18 protein-coding genes are annotated in these 19,867 nt (G+C 40.8%); 17 read left to right on the forward strand and 1 reads right to left on the reverse strand.

From position 1 onward, the window contains the following. Window positions 1–265: transposase DNA-binding-containing protein (locus tag ACE1CD_RS23175; protein WP_374826372.1), on the reverse strand; the 265-nt coding region annotated here is incomplete at its 3' end. A gap of 517 nt (window positions 266–782) precedes the next feature. Between ACE1CD_RS23175 and ACE1CD_RS23180 the strand changes: the two genes are divergently transcribed. The 17 genes from ACE1CD_RS23180 to ACE1CD_RS23260 all read left to right on the forward strand — a co-directional run bounded on the left by ACE1CD_RS23180 (window position 783) and on the right by ACE1CD_RS23260 (window position 19,860). Further along, entirely contained in the window at window positions 783–938 is a 156-nt protein-coding gene (locus ACE1CD_RS23180) for a hypothetical protein (RefSeq protein WP_374826373.1), read from the forward strand. A 296-nt stretch (window positions 939–1,234) separates the two neighbouring features. Beyond that, the gene (locus tag ACE1CD_RS23185) at window positions 1,235–4,612 is read left to right on the forward strand and encodes a hypothetical protein (protein ID WP_374826374.1); all 3,378 of its coding nucleotides are present in this window, start codon (window positions 1,235–1,237) and stop codon (window positions 4,610–4,612) included. Window positions 4,613–5,405: 793 nt separating this feature from the next. Continuing rightward, window positions 5,406–5,996, forward strand: coding sequence for a DUF4255 domain-containing protein (locus tag ACE1CD_RS23190; protein ID WP_374826375.1), 591 nt, complete (start codon window positions 5,406–5,408; stop codon window positions 5,994–5,996). A gap of 4 nt (window positions 5,997–6,000) precedes the next feature. Further along, entirely contained in the window at window positions 6,001–6,360 is a 360-nt protein-coding gene (locus tag ACE1CD_RS23195; RefSeq protein WP_374826376.1) for a carboxypeptidase-like regulatory domain-containing protein, read from the forward strand. A gap of 76 nt (window positions 6,361–6,436) precedes the next feature. Next, on the forward strand, window positions 6,437–8,437 hold the full coding sequence (locus tag ACE1CD_RS23200) for a phage tail sheath family protein (RefSeq protein ID WP_374826377.1): 2,001 nt from the start codon (window positions 6,437–6,439) through the stop codon (window positions 8,435–8,437). Window positions 8,438–8,463: 26 nt separating this feature from the next. After that, the gene (locus tag ACE1CD_RS23205) at window positions 8,464–9,654 is read left to right on the forward strand and encodes a phage tail sheath family protein (RefSeq protein WP_374826378.1); all 1,191 of its coding nucleotides are present in this window, start codon (window positions 8,464–8,466) and stop codon (window positions 9,652–9,654) included. A gap of 24 nt (window positions 9,655–9,678) precedes the next feature. Further along, window positions 9,679–10,131 (forward strand): phage tail protein, encoded by a 453-nt coding sequence (locus ACE1CD_RS23210; protein ID WP_374826379.1) that lies wholly within the window; start codon window positions 9,679–9,681, stop codon window positions 10,129–10,131. Between the two features lie 14 nt (window positions 10,132–10,145). After that, window positions 10,146–10,511 (forward strand): phage tail assembly protein, encoded by a 366-nt coding sequence (locus ACE1CD_RS23215; RefSeq protein WP_374826380.1) that lies wholly within the window; start codon window positions 10,146–10,148, stop codon window positions 10,509–10,511. Beyond that, window positions 10,466–10,681: a DUF6760 family protein gene (locus tag ACE1CD_RS23220; RefSeq protein WP_374826381.1), complete on the forward strand. Its 216-nt coding sequence runs from the start codon at window positions 10,466–10,468 to the stop codon at window positions 10,679–10,681. The genes ACE1CD_RS23215 and ACE1CD_RS23220 overlap by 46 nt, the downstream gene beginning before the upstream one ends. Before the next feature lie 22 nt (window positions 10,682–10,703). Continuing rightward, window positions 10,704–11,165 (forward strand): phage tail protein, encoded by a 462-nt coding sequence (locus ACE1CD_RS23225; RefSeq protein WP_374826382.1) that lies wholly within the window; start codon window positions 10,704–10,706, stop codon window positions 11,163–11,165. A 10-nt stretch (window positions 11,166–11,175) separates the two neighbouring features. Next, window positions 11,176–12,573 carry a hypothetical protein gene (locus ACE1CD_RS23230; protein ID WP_374826383.1) on the forward strand — a complete coding sequence of 466 codons (1,398 nt, stop codon included), beginning with the start codon at window positions 11,176–11,178 and terminating at the stop codon, window positions 12,571–12,573. After that, complete coding sequence (locus tag ACE1CD_RS23235; RefSeq protein WP_374826384.1) at window positions 12,564–13,199, forward strand: LysM peptidoglycan-binding domain-containing protein; 636 nt, start codon at window positions 12,564–12,566, stop codon at window positions 13,197–13,199. The genes ACE1CD_RS23230 and ACE1CD_RS23235 overlap by 10 nt, the downstream gene beginning before the upstream one ends. Before the next feature lie 17 nt (window positions 13,200–13,216). Next, window positions 13,217–14,287, forward strand: a complete 1,071-nt coding sequence (locus ACE1CD_RS23240) for a phage late control D family protein (RefSeq protein ID WP_374826385.1) — start codon at window positions 13,217–13,219, stop codon at window positions 14,285–14,287. Beyond that, the gene (locus ACE1CD_RS23245) at window positions 14,284–15,000 is read left to right on the forward strand and encodes a phage baseplate assembly protein V (RefSeq protein ID WP_374826386.1); all 717 of its coding nucleotides are present in this window, start codon (window positions 14,284–14,286) and stop codon (window positions 14,998–15,000) included. Before ACE1CD_RS23240 ends, ACE1CD_RS23245 begins: the two co-directional genes overlap by 4 nt. A 1-nt stretch (window position 15,001) precedes the next feature. Next, entirely contained in the window at window positions 15,002–15,325 is a 324-nt protein-coding gene (locus tag ACE1CD_RS23250; protein ID WP_374826387.1) for a hypothetical protein, read from the forward strand. Continuing rightward, entirely contained in the window at window positions 15,326–15,712 is a 387-nt protein-coding gene (locus ACE1CD_RS23255) for a GPW/gp25 family protein (protein ID WP_374826388.1), read from the forward strand. It begins immediately after the preceding gene. Window positions 15,713–15,717: 5 nt separating this feature from the next. Continuing rightward, a complete protein-coding gene (locus ACE1CD_RS23260; protein WP_374826389.1) occupies window positions 15,718–19,860 on the forward strand; it encodes a putative baseplate assembly protein in 4,143 nt (1,380 codons plus the stop codon). Window positions 19,861–19,867 lie beyond the last annotated feature (7 nt).

The raw sequence follows: 19,867 nt of genomic DNA on the forward strand, positions 1-19,867 counted from the left end.
TTGTGTCTTGGATGGCTAGTACTAATGAGTTTTGTTTGGCTCTTTCTATGGTGCTTTTTGTATGGGCTGCTAGGATGTCTGATGCTTTGATTCTTGGGTTGTCGAAGAAGTCGTATGCTCCTTGCACTGCGGCGGCGTCTCGCGATGCTTGGGGGATACTTTCTTCTGGGCTGGATGCCAGGTCTTCTACTATTTTGATTAGTCTTTTGTTTCGGCGTTTGTCTCCTAATTCTGCTGCTTTGAGTTCTTCTGCTGCCCAACTCATTTTTTTGGCCTTTTTAGATTTCCTTTTTCTTCTATTTTCTCTTGTATACAGACACTTTTTTCCTTATACATGACATCTGCTGTTTTTTCCACTTACTGCTTTAACTTTTGTAAATCATCCTGGCCTAAATCTTCTTTTTCTCCACTCTTTTAACGAAAAATTCAGCTTTTCCACCGCTAAAATTGTTAAGTTATTTTGCTAACTTTGTTAAGTTATTTGCGATTAATGGATAGCTAAAATTTGTGCATTTAATTTGTTAATCTCTCTTGGCAGGCATCTCCTTGGCTCAATCCCTTTCCCAGCAAGCTTTTTAGCCTCTCTTTCCTCGCTCAGTTAATTTGTTATTCGACATTTGCTAACTTTGTTAAGTTATTTGCGATTAATGGATAGCCTATTGGTTGATAAGATAGGGGGTTGGTGTCAGTCGCGTACAGCTGTTGGCACTCTTGGTGCCCTGTCTATTGTTTACCCTCAAAGGAAAGGTGAGTGGGATAGGCTTGCGAGTCGATCTAAAATATTGATTTATTTGCTGGATACGGTATGGCGGATAAAAGTGGTCAGTCACAGCGATCGCACTTCTGTGAAAGCTTACGAACAAGAAAGTATCCCATACAACCATTACATCCTACTTACCACCAGAACCCTTGTTAATTACCAAAGGAGGAATTACTGATGAGACTGCTTTAATGAGCCAACAATCCCCCAAAATCCAACACCCCCACTCAGTTGAGCAGGGGCGTCGATTAAATAAAGAATCGGAGTCTTAAGACTTTTTAACGAAAGTCCTAAAACTGTACGATCACAGAAAAGCTTTAGGCGGCTTTTATCTGTGATCGTACTGTGGCAGCGGAATTTTGTCATGCTTTTTAGGCTCACTCGATCGACAAACCTTTCTTAAGAGCCAAAGCTTTCTTCATTCCACCGCTTGACTCCGACTCCTGAATCCCCTACACCGTAAGGAGTCTACCCATGAACTGTAACATTTCTTTACTTTTAGCCCATCACATCGACCATCTCAACGCCGAAGGATTTACCACCAGCCACATCAATTTATTGCAGTCGATGGGAGTTCGTAGCATCAGCGAAGCCGAAGCGATCGAAATGGGCTTCAAAGTCTGGAGTCAAGGAAAATGGATTTCCGGCAGTGGCATCTACTTCCCGTTTACCGATGGATTTGGGCAAATTCGCCTTGACACCCCAATCAAGCGAGAAGATGGTTCCATTGCCAAATACCTCACTCCCTGCAAAGCGAAAGCCCAAGCATACCTCCCAGCCAATTCCCAAGCCGTTACCGAAGGATTCAAAGATGCCCAAGCGGGTAGCTTACACGGCGATGTTCCCACAGCAGCGATCGCTGGGGTGTCTCATTACAAAGCATTACCCCAAGGTGCGGGTATCACGACGATTTTCGATTCCGATGGTTGGACGAATCCCAATGTGATGGTGAGTCTGATTCGCTGCGGTCAATGGCTCAAGGGCAAAATTAACCTCATCCCCGAAATTCCTGGACAACCGAAAGCCGGATTGTGCGAATTCTTTAAAGCAGGACATACCAAGGAAGATTACCAAAAGTTAATCAAGAATGCCTATACTCCCAAAGAATTACTACTTGCTTGGGTACAAAAGTTTGCCACGATTCCTAAAAAATGGTTGGATGTAGCAATCAAACGAGCGATTCGATTAGCTGCGGAATTATTGGGTAAATTTGAGCAAGAGAATTTCCTCAATGATTTGAAGAAATTTACTAAGGTAAGTATCCAAAACCTGCGTGTTTTCTTGAGCGAGACTCTTCAACAATTACATCGCCAACAACGTACAGCCAATGCCGAACCTTACTATCTGCAACATCGCTACCAAAAGTATGGGAAAGTTTGTCAATCTTTTGGGTTAGATTACAATAATCTAATTAACGAATCCACCTTTGATGATTTCGTTTATCGTCAACTAGGAGCTAAAACAGGCAATTGGGCAGTGATGGATTCCGCTTTCTACCAATACCAAGGTGAAGCTCAATGGCAAGCGGTTGAGGATGCCCAAGTTTACGAGTTAGCTTGTGCTTGGAGCGAACAAGCGTACAAACTAAAATACTCGAAAGATTTTGGTTATGAAGTAGACTATTGTTTCAAAAACCACAAAGATACTGAGTCTGCTTTTAAATACAGCCGCAAACATTTGTATTGCAAACCACCAGATAATCATCATTTAGTTGCCTTCAACAATGTTACCGTTGACATGAGGAATGGTGAGGAAATGCCACACTCCAAAGAACATTATCTCACTTGGCATATTCCCTACAATTATCTCAAGAATGCCGAATGTCCTGCTGTCTTCCATTCTTATGTTAACCAAGCATTTGGGGAAGAGATGTTACCCTACATTCGCGCTTATCTTGCTGGCTATCTCGACCCGACTGCCACCTATAGTTGGTTCGTGCATTTGATTGGCCCTTCAGGTTCGGGGAAAGGTACATTTATTCGTTTGCTAGGAAAAATGTTTGGATTGGGTGGTTATCGTTCTTCATCTAGCTTTGCCGAATTAGCTACTCCTGAAGGACGGCACCAACATTTAACAGGGGCGCGTTTGTTTGCTTTGCCTGACGTGAAAGGTTTCATGCAAGGAACCAATGCTTTCTATGAATTAGTAGACAATGGGGCAATGAGCGGTCGTCCTTTGTATCAATCCCATGCTTACGAGAAGGTGTGGAATACTCGGTTTATCATTGCTTCAGTGAATCATTTGCAAGTAGAAAACTCTGCTGATGGTTGGGATAGGCGTTGTCGTTTGTTACCAACGAAAGAAAGGGTTGGTGCGATTGACCCTAGTTTAGAGAAACAATTAGAAGCAGCGATTGGTGAAATTATCGGTTGGGCATTGGCAATGGAACCTAACGAGCGGGATGCGATTTTACTTACTCCTAATTCTAATAGCCAACAACTCATCGATTTAAGATACGAAGCTTCTATCTATGCTGATAGCGTGAAGTTTTTCGTCGATCGAGGATTGCGTCCTACTACGGAATTAGGGGATGTGGATGATGCTACGTTGCATAGTTGCTATGCGGCTTTGTGTAAGGAACATGGACTGCAACCTTTATCAGCACCTAAATTTATTGCTCATCTCAAAACTATTATTCCCAAGCATCGATTAGAGCGTCGGTGGTCGCCAATGGTTAAAGGCAAACGCCGAATACTTCCTGCTCATTGGCAACATATTAGTTTTGTACAAAATGCGTTCTCTAATATCGCTGATTCCCAGAAGGAAGGGCAATCATCAAATCAATATATCGAACCTGTTTGGGTTTGTCATAAGTCCAAGTGTGTTGAGGGTGGGCTGTTTGAGTTCGAGCAATTCTGGAACTCTGACCCTCCTGATTCCCCCGGTGGTGGTGGCGACAAGGGTGGCGGTAATCCACCTTGTCCATTAGGGTCATTGGGTTCAATTAACTTGGTAGCTAATTGTAATGGTGGATCAGCTAATGGATCGGCTTACTTGGTGGAGGCACAATCTCCCAAATCAAGCAATAGCAATACTTTGAGTCGGGTGGATCAGGTGGATCAATTGGATCGGGGTAAAACTTTAGCTATAGAAACCAAAAATAATTTAGTTGACTCAGAAACTTTTTCTCATGACGATCGCCAAAGTACCAATAAAGATGGTGATCCACCCGATCCACTATCTCCCCAAAAGCTCACAATCAAGCCAGAGCAAGGTGTTCAGGGTAATTGGGAGACGAACCTTAACTCAATTGTCCAGATGCTCCAGGCAGTACAGACAGTTGGCGATCGTGATGCCGTGGAGTCAGAAGCACGGCGTTTGGGTTTACCAGATAATTGGAAGAAGTTGGTGTGTCCTTTGTTAGATGAGGAAACTTTATCTAAGCTAAAGCGATTGAAACAACAAAGCGTTGGCCAAAGAGCAGCCAAGGAGTATCAATTCCAAATTGGAGAGAAGGTAGTTGTTAAATCTCATCCCCATCTCATTGGCAAGGTTAGCGGTATCAATGATGACCCCAATGATTCTAAGTCTGATGATGTATGGTTTGAGGATGGAACCGATCGGTATACGGAACAAGAGTTGGAAAATGTAAATCAATCCAATCGAGTTGTACCAAGTGAACGTCAAGACCCATCAACTAACTGTTCTACCCAAAGTCTAGAAACAACCAGGCAAACAAGTTTGGTTGGGAAATGGGTCAAGCTCAAATATAGCGATGGGATAACTGCTTATCATGTGGTAGCAGAGACGATGGTTGATGGCGTGCGGTTAATTCAAATCGAACTAAAGCCTGGGGTAATCGTTCATCGCTGTGCCAATCATATTATCGAAGTATTTGGTCAATCGTCTTAAGATGCTCAAGCGTCAAATATATGGCCGCGCTAGTTTACCTTTACTTCAACGTCGTTTTATCTTGTTCTGTTGAATGTTTATTGATAGTTTTTCTCATTTCTCTGGTTTTTTACCTCGTAGCGATCGCGGATGGGATGGTTTTTCCTTCTCTAGTCTGTACTACATCCGGCAAGCTTTTCCTCTGGCTGTTTCTATCTGGTAGTCTGAGTGCCAATTTTCCAAAAGTGCTGCCTCTACAGGCTAGTTCTACTTTTTCCTCATACCGGGTACTACATCCCTCTAACCCTTACCACGTCTACCTTCTAGCTTATTGCTTCTCTTCAGCAAAATTGCCAGAACCCAAATTCCGTAATCCTCAACAACTTTTCTTCAAGTTTCTTTATAAAAAAACTAAATTATTTATCTTTGGACAGATGCGGTACGGTTGACATCTGTGTAAGGAGGTATGTTAGGTTATCTATGTTTGTTAGTTAACTCATTTTTTTACTTCCATCTTACACCCCTTACTCAACAACCTGCTATATCAGAATTGATAGCAACATTTGAGAGCTAAAAGTCTATAAACCCGACTTGCTCTATGTTGATAGTCTGTAGCAAAGCGGAGAGTCAGAATCAAAAATGCGAACATTCAAGGTTTCAAGCGTTCTCATCCGCTATGCAATACGGCAGTGTTCCGGTACCAGTAGCAATAGTAGGTCTACGGTTAAACTGTTCGATCGCTTTTACTCGCTTTGGCTGACTAACACGCATGAAATTAGATTCCTAAAAAAAAGATGAGAATACAGAGGAGATAATGTTTCAAGACTTAGATAAAACGCTTGAAGAATTAATCAAAAAAGAACTTCCTAAACTATCTAATGGAGACTCAGTAACAATTAGTTTTGCCGCATCTGATAACGAGTTTGCTAGTAGCGTTCAACAACTAACCATTAACCTTTTTCTGTATGACATTCGGGAAAACTTAGAATTACGCAGCAATGAGTGGGCTGTTGAGCGACAAAGTAATGGCAATGGCATCGCACACAAATATCCGCCTCCTGTACGAGTTGATTGTTCTTATTTAATTACAGTTTGGTCTAAGACTAAGGAAATTCAAGATGAACACCGTTACTTGGGTGAAGTTATGAAGGTACTAATGCGCTACCCCAAAATCCCAAATGAGTTTTTGCAAGGTAGTCTTAAAGGAAAAGAACCTCCGTTGCGAACAAGTGCTTTGCGTCCACCTCAATCGCAAAATTGGGCTGAATTTTGGCAGGCAATGGGAGGAAAGCCCAAAGCAATCCTAAACTATACTGTGACGATCGCACTCGATGTCCATAAACCTGTGGAAGCTGGAAGGCTCGTGCAGGAGTCGCTCGTAAATTATTCTCAATTAGTAGAATAGAATTATGTCAGCAAAGGAACAAACAAAAAATAGATTAGCGATCGCTGGGCAAGTTATAGATGCTGACACTAAGTTAGCAATTCCTGGGGTCTTAGTAAAGATTTCCCAAATGCCAGACAAATTCAAAAACTGGCTGGATTTGCACGCTCTCCAATATGGTAAGAATTGGGAAAAGATGCAACAGCGTCCTGACCGAACTCTAACTGGTATTGACGGATACTTTTATTTTATAAACTTGCCCGATGGAGACTATGAATTAACAGTCTACAAAACCAATTATAAGCATCTCAAGGAGATAAAATTAAATCTGGGTGTCCCAAACACGACCTTAGATTTCGTATTAATGCCTCAACCGAAATCGTAAATCAAGTCAAATTTTTTGACACAAGTTCACTGTAATATTTTGAAATTAAGTTCAATTCAACAAAGGAGTAATTCCAATGGCAACGTATCTATCTCCCGGTGTGTATGTAAAAGAAATTCCTTCTGGCTCTGCTCCTATTGTAGGGGTTGGAACTAGCATAGCTGCTTTTATCGGTGTTATACCAGACAATATTACTATTCCTACTGCACCTATCATTGATACTCAAGAAGAGTTATCAACTTTGAATAAAAAAAATCTAGAAGGACAGATACTTAACGCTGATGGGGAGCCAAACAAAAATATATATAAATGGCAACCCACTATTAAAATTGAAGGACAACCTAAAAATTTTACAATTAATATCAAAAATGAAACCTTAAATCAGGTAGAACATTTTCAAATTACGCCTCCTACCAATGGGATGAACGAATATATAATCCAATTTACTAAAGATAGAACAATTACTGCAACAGAAAAAGTAAAAATTGAGTATGAGTGTAAATCGGTATCATATCCGTGGGAAAATTACCCAGGTGAGAAGCTGCGTGAAGATTGGGAAGTGTGGGTTGGCGACCGTAAGTTAAATAATGGCACGGTTGAAAACAATGAATTGAAAACAGGCGATGTTGGAATAAAAAAACCGTCCGGAACAGGATCTGCCGAAATTGTATTCAAAAATGTTTCAACTATTCCAGAAGGTAACTTCACAATTAAGTATAGAGTGTTAGCCAACCAAGTTAATAATGAGCAAATTGGTAAATTTGATGTTGATAGCAGTAACAATAAGCTAACAGGCTACCCAGAGCGCAACAACTTTGAACTGAAAAGTTACTTTGTTAACACCCAAAAAGGTACATTTACAATCAAAATCAATGGAGAAGTAACGAAGATCGATAATGTCAAACTAGAAAGTGGCTCATCGGGCACGAGATCCCAACTCACTATACCTAAAAGTGACTTAGAAAAATCATTTTCTGATAAAAACTTAAAATATGTAACTATTACTGTCGATTACCAAAAACTTTTTCCAACTTTTACACCCGTACAATCTGGAGAAGTGAAGCTGTGTACCAATTTTAATGAGTTCAAAAAATATTTTGGAGATTTTTCTACAGATCCAGAACAAAACAATTTAGCTCATGCAGTTTATGGGTTTTTTAACAACGGGGGAACTCGCTGTTATGTGATGCGAGTCAAAGATAAAGCTGACATTAGAGACTCTCTCTTAGAGAAGTTAGAAGCGATCGATGAAATTTCCATTGTTGCTGCGCCAGGAATTACCAGTGCAGCGGTTCGCAGCGCTATCATCACTCATTGCCAGCAGAAAACAGGCGATCGCTTTGCAATATTAGATTGTCATAAAAACGATACGATCGAGAAGATTAAAGGCCAAAAGCCCGGTGACTCTAACTATGCTGCATTCTACTTCCCTTGGATTGTAGTTTTAGACCCAGCCACAAAAATTCAAAAAGTGAAGAATAAACTAGAAGAAGGACTAGAAGAAGGGTTAATATATGTACCACCAAGCGGTCACATTGCTGGAATTTATGCTCGCGTAGATGCACAAAGAGGCGTTCATAAAGCACCTGCGAATGAAACTATTTTAGGAGCGCTGGGACTCAAGCAGAATATCAGCAAAAACCAACAAGAGGGGCTGAATCCTGAAGGAATCAATTGCATCCGCAAACTTAACGACAATGTTTTGGTATGGGGCGCACGCACTATTGGAGGCGATAAAAATGGCGAGTTCAAATATATCAATGTCCGTCGCGTATTTAATTATCTGAAAAAATCCATTGACAAAGGAACACAGTGGACAGTATTTGAGCCAAATTCTCCCGAACTTTGGGCAAAAATCCGTCGTAACGTAACTGCTTTTTTGACGATCGCTTGGCGTGACGGTGCTTTATTCGGCAATACACCAGAACAAGCTTTCTACGTTAAGTGCGATGAGGAAACTAATCCACTTGAATTGCGCGAACAAGGACAGGTTGTAACTGAAATTGGTGTGGCTATAGTCAAACCAGCAGAGTTTGTCATATTCAATCTTAGCCAGTGGGCAGGGCCAGGTAAATAATAGCTGTTTTAAGTGGGGAAGTTAAGATGCTGAAGGAGTATAAACCATATAAAACACCTGGTGTTTACTTGGAGGAAAAATTCCCAGTTCCAGCGCCAGAGTTAATTACTGGAGTGCCAGTGTTCTTGGGGGTAACGAAGGCTGAAGATGCCAAAAGTAGAGATGTTGCTATCGAGCAACCAAAAAAATTAAAGTTTTGGCCTCAATTTGAGCAAATTTTCGGCAAGCAATCACCTAACAGTTACCTTGCTCATGCAGTGCGCGGTTTTTTTGAAAATGGAGGTCGTCTTTGCTATGTGGTTTCGCTGCACAATAACCAAAAAGAAGCACTGGAACAAGGACTCGCGGCAATAGAATCTCTCGATACTATTGATTTGGTTTGTACTCCAGATATTATGACAAGTTCGGAATCAGAACAGGTGATACAGATGCAGAAACTGGTTCTGGAACATTGTGAAAAAATGGGCGATCGCTTTGCGATTCTTGATGTTATTTCGGATGAAACAGACGAACAGAAAATAGACGAACAGAAAATAGACGAACAAAGAAAGCGGCTGCAAAGCAATAACGGTGCTTTGTACTTTCCTTGGATTAAAGTTTTTGACTTAGCTCATCGGGAAATTATAAAAGTTCCGGCTTGCGGTCATATTGCTGGAATTTACGCCCAAAGCGATCGCACTTTTGGTTTTCCCCAAACTCCAGCCAATTACCCCTTAGAAGGAGTATTAGATTTGAGCGATCGCTTGTCCAACGATGCCCTCGATGCGCTCAAATCAAAAAATAAACCAAGCATAAACTACTTGCGCGTCCTCAAAGGTAGAGGAATTCGCATTTGGGGAGGTCGCACTTTAAGCCAAGATCCAGATTGGCAATATATTAACGTCCGGCGATTATTCTTAACCGTTAGTCGCTGGATAGAAAGAAACTTAGAAGATGTTGTCTTCGAGCCAAACGATTTCAAATTGTGGATGCGAATTGAACGCGAATTAACCACATATTTTGAATCATTATTCCAAAAAGGCGCACTGCAAGGACGCAGTTCCCAAGAAAGTTTTTACATCAAATGCGACAGCGAAACCAACCCGGCAGAAATGCGCGATATGGGAAAAGTTGTCACGGAGATTGGATTAGCACCAACTAAACCCAATGAATTTATTGTCGTTCGCCTAATTCACGGAACTGCTGGAGTTAACGCAACGCGATCGGCTCAACCTTAATAATTCAAAACAGGAGAATTCACCATGCCAGATGTTAAAGCTCCCCACAAACCAGATCCATATTTAAGTTATCGCTTTTATGTTGAATGGAATGGCATTATCCATGCTGGTTTTCGAGAATGTACCGGACTCAATTCCACCCAAACTCCCACCGAGTATCGCGAAGGAACCGATCCGCCAACGGTAAGAAAACTACCAGGTTTAGTAACCTATAACAATATCACTCTCAAACGAGGCATCACCAATAATCAAGAATTATGGAAATGGCGACAAGACACAATGAAAGGTGGTGAGTATAGAAAAGATATATCTATCGTTCTTTTAGATGAAATAGGTACAGAAAAAATTCGCTGGAATTTAACAAATTGCTGGCCTGTAACTTGGTCTGGTGCCGACTTTAATGCTACTTCTAATGAAGTGGCCGTTGAAACTTTAGAAATTGCCCATGAAGGCATTAGTGTTGATAAATGGTCGTAAGTTTAAATTCTCCAATGATACCGCAGACAGAATTCCCTTTTAGTTTACCTCAAGGCTATATAGACCCAGAAGGCAACCTGCATCGAGAAGGAACGATGCGATTAGCTACTGCTTATGACGAAATTGCCCCCTTGCGAGATCCTCGCGTGCAATCAAATCCAGGTTATTTGGTGATTATTCTTTTATCGAGAACGATCGTTAGTTTGGGAGATGTGCAACATATCAATCCGAAAATGATTGAAAACCTCTTTTCTGCCGATTTGGTTTACTTGCAAGATTTCTACCAACGCATTAACCAAAACGGAAACACTCGTTTTTTGGTTATTTGTCCTCATTGTCAAGGAGAATTTCAAGTAGAAACTGTGCCAACGGGGGAGTAGTTCGCTACCCCTCAGAACGATTGCTTGAGGAGGTAGCTTACATTGCTTATCACTTTCACTGGTCTTACCAACAAATTATGACATTTGAACATCGAGAAAGACAGCAGTGGGTTGCTGAAGTTATGCGAATCAATCAGAAATTCAACGGCGAATTCGGGTCTAGTTCTTAGTTAGATAAAGGAGTAAAAACTTGTGGCAAATAATCGAACCGGAATTCGCACTAATCCTTATATGGCGTATAATTTTTTGGTTGAAATTGAGGGATTAATAACAGGAGGATTTACTGAAGTTAGCGGGTTAGAAAGCGAAATAGAATTAGAGTCTTACCAAGAAGGAGGAGCGAACGGATATACTCACCAATTTCCCAGGCGAATTCGATATTCAAACCTTGTTTTTAGTTGCGGAATGACAGATAACGACACGCTTTGGAATTGGTATCAAGCAACAACACTGGGCAAAATTGAGTTAAAAAATGGTACGATTATGTTGCGCGATCGCCAAGACAAGATAGTGAAGCATTGGAATTTTAAAAATGCTTATCCGGTGAAGTGGATAGGGCCTCAGTTCAATGCTACTAATGCAGGTACGGTAGCATTAGAAAGACTGGAATTAATTCATCAAGGTATTAATATACCTGCAAGCAAATCTCGCTAAGGTCTGGCTTATGTCTGAAATTGAATTATCAGAAACTAAACAGTTAACTTGGCAAGATACTATTGATAGGCGATTGCAACAGCGATTGTTACGTCCTTTAGTTCAGCCCGGTTTGATTAATACTTCTGTTTTGGCAGAAGCGATTATTGCGCGATCGCAACAACTCAACGAACGACTACCTTTATTAGGACAAATCAATGAACGCTGGTCTAATGTCACCACTCATTTAGCTAATGATATCCCTCTCGTTTACGCTCATCCTTTTCCAAATAATAGGGAAAAACTTAATCTCTCAGAAACTTCATCTATCTCGAATGAACATCGGAAAGAATTACCTATTATTCAAGCCAAATTTGTTCCAGGTAGTAAATCTAATTTGATTGATAAATTGTCTCAGCAAAGCTTGCAGATGAGTAAAGTAAAGGAACAAAAACAAAACCCCATTTATGAACTTATTCCAGAGGCTTTATCTATCCCGATAAAACAACAAAAAGACAGTTCAATTATTCAAGCCAAATTTATTCCGAACAGTAAATCTGACTTTCTAGATATAGCTCCTCGGTCAGATTTGCTAATGGATAGTAGAAACGAAGGGCAAACAGAATCTTTGGTTTATATTGGTTCAAATTCGAGAAATTTAGAGAATAATTTGCAGCCAGATCGCTTAACCACTTCGAGGAATTTAACCTCTAATTTAGAGTTATCCAAAATCTCAGCTAACGAGTTGCCTGTTGTTCGAGCTAAATTAGACTCGCCCATTCAATCTCCAGATATCAGCGATCGCGACTCAAGGCTACCTCTAGTTAAGCTAATGCCTAAGTCGATTTCTCAACAAGCAGAGCGAACTGCTCCTTTATTAAACCAAGTAAGTGTAGACCATAACTTGACAACTGACGTTGATAGAGCGACGGTAAAAGATTCGATTTATGTTACCAAAATTCCAACTTTGTTATTAAAAAATCAAGAAAAATTGAGCGCAAAAGTTTCGGAATACAACAAACGAACTTCACAACCATTAGTGACACAAAATATAGTTCCTAATTGGCAGGGATTGGACAGCGAACTTTTATTATCTATTCCTCCCTTAACAAGCTACAAAACAGTAGCAAATAATGGCGGACAGGATTTAGTTAATAAACAATATAATTTGGAAGAAAATGCAGAACCTAGAAAACCGACTGAAGTTGCGATCGCCAGAACTGTTACCCATCTTACTAATAACAATTCTGCCAGCAGTTTGCCCAATAGTTCTGCAAGTGCGGCTATACAAGCACAGCATTCGTCTCCTACTCAGACAAGCAGCCAAACTCAGATAGACCTAGATAGTTTAGCAGACAAAGTAGAGCGTAAACTAATCCGACGGATTGCGATCGAAAGCGAGCGAAGAGGACAAAAACGATGGCGCTAGAAAAACTAAAAATTCTCATAGAAGACCAAACTCAAGGAATACCTAACAAAGAAATACGAGTCTTATTCAATCCGAACCAAGTTGCAATTAGCAAAACAGGTTGGCGTGAAGATCCTGGCCAAGGTTTAGTCGCCGATCGCGAACCAGCGACTTTAAGCATTGAGTTGTTTTTTGATACCACCATATTAGGTAAATATCCACCGGAAAACGTTCAAAACTACACCAAGCAAATTTACAGCTTAACTCTGATTGGGAAAAATGAAAGACCCCCCTTATGTCAATTAATTTGGGGTAAAAATATCTTATTACCTCTAGGAATTCTCAAATCATTAACTAAAACTCTCACGCACTTTTTAGAAGATGGAACACCCGTTGCTGCTAAATTGAGTTGCAATTTTCAAGAGTGGCAAGACCCCACACAAAAGAAAAAGATTGAAAACCCAATTGACGACCCGATTCGGATTGTTAAGCAAGGAGAAACTCTCAGCAGTATCGCCGCCGAAGAATATAATGACCCTACTCTATGGCGATTGATTGCCAAAAAAAACCAAATTGATAATCCGCGTTTATTAAAACCCGGTCAGCGTTTGACAATACCGCCAAGGCGAGCGAATAGTATTACTTAGAGGAAGCAATAACGATAATGCCTAAACTGAGCGGAGTCGAATCATTAGTTCCCAAGTTGAATGTCCTGATTAAAGGCAACCGCTTACCTATGGAAGCAAATGCGGATTTACTCTCAGTAACGGTGTCTGAAGATTTGGATGTACCAGCCATGTTTACCCTGAATTTGGCGAACTGGAATTTGGTAAAAAATCAAATTACTTGGGTAGATAGCGATCTGTTTGATATCGGACAGTTAGTTGAAATTCAAATAGGCTACGGTAACAACTTAAAAACTTTAATTGTTGCCGAAATTACCGGATTAGAACCGGAATTTTCGCAAACAGTAAGTCCTACTCTAGTGGTACGCGGTTATGACTTGCGCCATCGTTTGCTAAGGGATTGTAAAACTCGCTCTTTTGCTAAAATGAAAGATAGCGATATTGCTAATAAAATAGCTGGAGAAAAAGGACTTAGTTGTAAAGTTAAAGATACCAGTATAAAATTGGAATATGTTTTGCAGGCCAACCAAACTGATTTAGAATTTCTCCAACAACGGGCTAGACGTATTGGGTATGAGGTGGCGGTAGAAGGCAAAAGTTTGCACTTTCGATCGCATCAGAATAATACTCAAAAAATTCTAACTCTTAATCGCCGCGACGATCTAATTGAATTTTCGCCTCGTTTGAGTACGATGAGTCAAGTGGGGCAAATTGAAGTACATAGCTGGGACGTGAAGCAGAAAAAAGCATTAGTTGGCAAAGCAGGTGCTGGGGATGAAACCACCACGATGAAAGGTGCTACGAGTGGGCCTAAAAATACAAATCGAGCTTTTGGAAAAGCCAGTCATATTATTATTAATGAGTCTGTATTAAGTCAAGCGGAAGCAGAACAGATAGCTAAAGGACAGTATAATGATATGGCTCTAGCTTATATCATGGGTGAAGGAATTTGTCAGGGTAATCCAGAATTGCAGGTAGGTCATACTATCGAAATAACGGGATTGGGTAAACGTTTTAGCGGTCTTTATTATCTGACTTCAGTAACTCATATTTATTCGCAAAATTTAGGATATCGTACAGAATTTTCGGTAAGGAGGAATGCGGCATGATGGGAATGAACCTATTTTCTTATTTACAGGATGCAAATGAGGGAAGCGATCGCTTTTACGGCGTAACGGTAGGTATCGTTACCAATAACAAAGATGAGGAGGGATTGGGGCGAGTCAAGGTGAAATTTCCTTTGTTATCCGAAGATTATGAAAGTTATTGGGCGAGGGTAGTTACTCCCATGACAGGAAAAGAATGGGGAATATACTTTTTACCTGAAGTCGATGATGAGGTGTTAGTAGCTTTCGATCGCGGTGATATTTCATCTCCTTATATTTTGGGCGGGCTATGGAATGGTAAAGATAAACCACCTGAACCTAAGAGCGATGGCAAAAACAATCGGCGGATAATTAAATCCCGTAGCGGTCATCAGATTGTTCTAGATGATACGGAAAACGCAGAGAAGATTATCATCTGCGACTCGAAAAAAAATCAAATTGCGATCGACTCAAAAAATAATACCATTAGTATCGAAGGGGAAAAGGATATTACCATTAAAGCTAAAGGTAAAATTAGTATAGAAAGCAGCGAGGGCGATATTTCTATCAAGTGTAAAAATTTAGCCATTCAGACTCAGCAAAATTGTGAAATTAAAGCCAATTCCAAATTCGAGGTTAAAGCCAATTCTAGTTGCAACATTCAAGCTAATGCAGGCATGGGTTTAAAATGTATGGCAGGAGTAAAAATCAACGACGGTGCTTTGGAGGTGATATAAAATGCCTGGATATTTGTTACACGCTGGGGCAAGTGTTATTTGCGCTCATGGCGGACAAGCACAACCGACAGTTCCTAATCCCAGAGTTAAAGTTATGGGACAACCTGTGGTGACTCAGGTATTTCCTTATACCGTTGCAGGTTGCGTCAATCCGCCACCACCAACTAACGTTGGCCCTTGCGTGATGGCGCAGTGGGTGAGTGCTGCACTCCGAGTCAAGGTGATGGGACAGCCTGTATTATTACGGGATAGTAAAGCGGTGGCGATACCAACTGGTACTTCGTTGAATATTTTGGTAACTCAAGTTCGCGTCAAGGGGATGTAAATGGATACCAATTTTTTAGGGGTCGGATGGATATCCCCGGTGCAACTCAACAAAGCAGGTAAAATTGAAATGGCACGCGATGAAGATTGCGTCGGCCAGTCGATTTTGATGATTCTCAACACTGCTAAGGGAGAACGCATTATGCGCCCGGATTTTGGCTGTGGGATTCACGATTTGGTCTTTGCAAATAATAGCCCCGGCACGATCGGACAAGTTATTAATGAAGTGCGCCAATCGCTGATTGACTGGGAACCGCGGATTGATGTCTTGGAAGTAGATGCTTATTCTGATGAAAATCAGCCTAACTTATTGCTAATTCAAATTAACTATCAGGTTCGCACTACTAACAATCGGTTTAATTTAGTTTATCCATTTTATTTAGAGTAATTACTATGTCGATTAAGCGTCCAAAAATTGATAATCGCACTTATGAAGATATTGTTAAACAAACGGTAAAGTTAGCACAACGCTTTACCACAGATACCTGTACTGCATTAGTTGAACGGACATCTGAAAATTTACAAGATCGCATCCTAGCTGAAGACATCATTGAAATCAAAATAATATTTAGCAATAACTTTCCTCATCTTCACCCTCTTATACATAAGAAGTTACACCAAGCCTTATTAATAATTCTATCAAAATATATAGAATTTAATTTTAAGGACAACGAAGCTGAGGGGATAATCGGAATCGGCAAGGGCATAATCGCAATCGATTCTAAGGGCAATATAATAATTGCGAAAGTAGAAATCATTGCGGAAGCAGACAATTTAGTAAGTCAAGAGTTAGCCGAAAGAATTTCTGCCAAGCACGTAGCAAATTTGGTGAAAGTGAGAAAAGGCGAACCTCCACAAGAGAGGGAGTCGATCGTACCAATACCAGGCTTATTAATAAAGCATACTTTAGACGAAAACATTATTGATATTGATGGTCAAATAATTGCCAAAGCAGGCGAATCAGTGAATCAAGAATTGGCGCAAAAGATTGCCAAGCTCAAAACCCAATTGGTAAAGGTGAAAGGTTGGCAAGCCAGACAAGATGCTGGGATGGCATTGATTCGTATTTTCGGTCGAATGGCTGCGCTGGTGAGCGATCGCCTCAATCAAGTCCCAGACAAAAATTTTCTCGCTTTCCTCGACTTAATTGGCACTCAGCTATCACCTCCTCAACCTGCCAAGGTGCCTTTAACTTTTTCTTTAGTTGAAGGAAGTCCTGAAGATGCGCTGGTCCCTGTTCCTGCTCACACTCAGGTAGCTGTCTCGCCTGTTGAGGGACAGGAAGAAGAAGTGGTGTTTGAAACTGATCGCGAACTGGTGGTGACGACTGCCCAACTAAAAGAGGTATTTGTGTGGGAACCTGAAAAAGATAAGTATAGCGATCGCACCAAAGAAGCGACAGGCAAAGAAGATGCTGCTTTTTTCGCTTTTAAAGCAGAAGAACCCATTGAGCATTCACTTTACCTCGCTTGCGATCCACTGTTCAGTTTACCAGAACCTAAAACTGTCACGCTCACCATTCAATCACCAGAAGCAGACAAATTATCCAAATTGCTGATAACTTGGTCTTACTGGGATGGTGCTATTTGGCGATCGCTCTCGCCTACTCTAACCCATAACAACGATTCTTTAAAGGTAAAAATTGACAATTTATCAACTCCTATCCAACAACAGCAAATTAATGGAGTAGAAGCTGCTTGGTTACGAGCAAATCCATTAATTCTAACAGAGGATGCTGATAAGGGAGCGAAAGAACTAAAAGTTAATAATAATAATATTAAAAACTTTGAAAAGAACGATTCAATTCAGTTAATTTCTGACAAGCAATCTCGAGAAAATTATAAAGTTTTGAGTGTTGATTATGATAAAAAGGCGATCGCAATTGAACCAAAGCTCCAATCTAGATATCCAAAGGGAACTTATGTATGGCTCGCTCAATTGCCAAGCATTACTGGTAATACTGTTAGGGCTAAAATTGAAAACATCAAAAAAGCATCGAATCGTTGCTTTTTTAATACGGCTCCCATTGATTTAAGTAAAGATTTTTATCCCTTTGGCGAACAACCGCGCTTTAACGACACTTTTTATATAGCTCTTGACGAAGTATTTATCAAACTTACAACCGACGTGGAAGTTGAGGTAAAATTAAGCCCTGCATTATCCGTAAAAGTGAATCCTTCAGACGACCTAGAAATTAATTGGGAGTTTTGGGATGGAAATAATTGGGAATCATTGAAAGATATAACTTGTAAATTTACTAAAGATGAAAATATTACGATTAACTTTGCTGCCAAGAAGATCGCAGCAACAACTGTAGGTGGAGAAAACGGTTACTGGGTACGCGCTCGGATTGTTAATGGTAATTACGGGACGGAAAATGCTACTCAAGTTACTAGCTTTTCCCTACTTACTGAAACTGCAAAAGTTCAAACTGATTCGGCTCAAAAACAAACAATTAAAGTTAAGAGTGTTCGAGGCTTTATTAACGAGAATCTTTGGATTGGTTTGGGAAGCGATCGCGAAGAAGCAACCATTACTAACATTGATTTTTCTACAAATACCATTACTCTGAAAACGGCGCTGACCAAAGATTATTCAGCGGGTACGATCGTATCGCTCCGTTCGACATCAGTTTTCGGCCCACCATCAGTCCAATCGCTAACTCTCAGCTATACCTACAATTCTGAAGATACTCCCTTATCGGCGTGCCAAACCTACAATGATGTTACTTACCTAGATCCTTTTGCAAGCGATCGCTACCTCATACTGACTACCTCAGCGAATAGCGGACAAACTCAACTTACATTGAACAGTATTGCAGGTTTAAAAAGTGGCGATCGCTTTGTAATCGATCCAGATGGTCAGGAAAAGGAACAAAATGAAATCGTAAAGATCGATTCTGCCACAAAAACAGTCAGGCTCAAAATAGCACTGAAAAAAAATTACCAAACCGAAACGAAGATTTTCCGTTTCTTCCAACCGTTTACTCTTGCAGTCGAGCGAGATCCAACGCTATATCTGGGATTTAACCAGCCTTTTCCTAATCGTGCGATCGCACTTTATTTTCAAGTCGAACCGCCAAAACCAGAAGAAGTAACATCTACCGCTAACCTCAGCGATGCAGAACCCGTGCGGTTGGTTTGGGAATACAGCAATCGATCGGGTTGGAATCGTTTGGGGGTGGTGGATGAAACTAAGGCGTTTACCGAACGAGGGCTAATTCGGTGTATTGGCCCATCTGATTTTCAGGCGCGATCGGAGTTTGGTAAATCCCTTTACTGGCTACGGGTGCGAAAGGAAAGCGGTGAATTTCGTGTGCAGCCACGATTGCGACGCATATTAACTAACACAATTTGGGCGATTCAGGCAACTACTCTCAATAATGAGGTTTTGGGGTCGAGTGATGGCAATCCCAATCAAACCTTCTGGACAACCCAAACACCTGTACTACAAGGTCAACAGTTGGAGGTGCAGGAAGGGAAGGAACCACCGCCAGAGGAGAAAGCTGCGATCGCAAACTTAGAAGGCAAAGATGCGATCGCCATAGTTCAGGATGAAGTAGGGCAAATAGAAGCGGTATGGGTACGCTGGCATGAGGTGACGGATTTTTATGAATCGGGAATGCGCGATCGCCATTATGTCATGAATCATTTAACTGGAGAAATCCAGTTTGGTGATGGACAACGCGGAATGATACCGCCCCAAGGTCGCAATAACATTCGTATGGCGCAATATAGGACGGATGGCGGCGAACGAGGGAATAAACCTGCTAATACAATTACCCAGCTAAAAACTACGATTCCTTATATTGATAGCGTTATCAATTTGGAAGCGGCTGGTGGTGGAAGCGATCGAGAATCAATTGAACGAGTTAAGGAACGCGGGGCTAAGTTTCTGCGCCATCGCAATAGAGCAGTAACAGCACAAGACTTTGAAGATTTAGCTTATGAAGCCTCACCAGATATAGCACGAACACGAGTTATTACATCAATTTTCCATCCTCGCAAAATTGAAGAATGGATAGATCAGGCTTCTCCAGATAAAAAACTAATACAAGAAAAACAAGAATTTGCGAGAAAACGTCAGATTAATGTATTAATTGTCCCCAATAGTAACGAATCTCAGCCTGTTTTAAGTTTGGCACTAATTGACCGAGTGCAAACCTATATAAAATCTCGTTGTTTACCGACGGTCGATTTAAAAGTAAGTGGCCCTGATTGGATACAAATTTCTGTAACCGCAGAATTGGTGCCAGAATCGCTTGAAGCAATAACTCACATCCAAGAAAAAGCAATTGCCAAATTAGAGCAATTCCTGCATCCCCTTACAGGTAATCGCAATCAACAAGGTTGGGATTTTGGTTGTGAGCCAGACTTTTCTGATTTTTATGCACTGCTTCAATCTATCGAAGGTGTAAATTATGTACGAAATCTTCTGATTAAGAAATCAAAACAAACGTCAGACGAGGAGAAGAATTTGGGAGTATCTATGATTTATTCCGGAAAGCATTTGATTGAAATTTCACAAATTAATTAAGAGTAAA

It is taken from the genome of Aerosakkonema sp. BLCC-F183 (assembly GCF_041929145.1).
Taxonomy (GTDB): Bacteria; Cyanobacteriota; Cyanobacteriia; order Cyanobacteriales; family Aerosakkonemataceae; genus Aerosakkonema.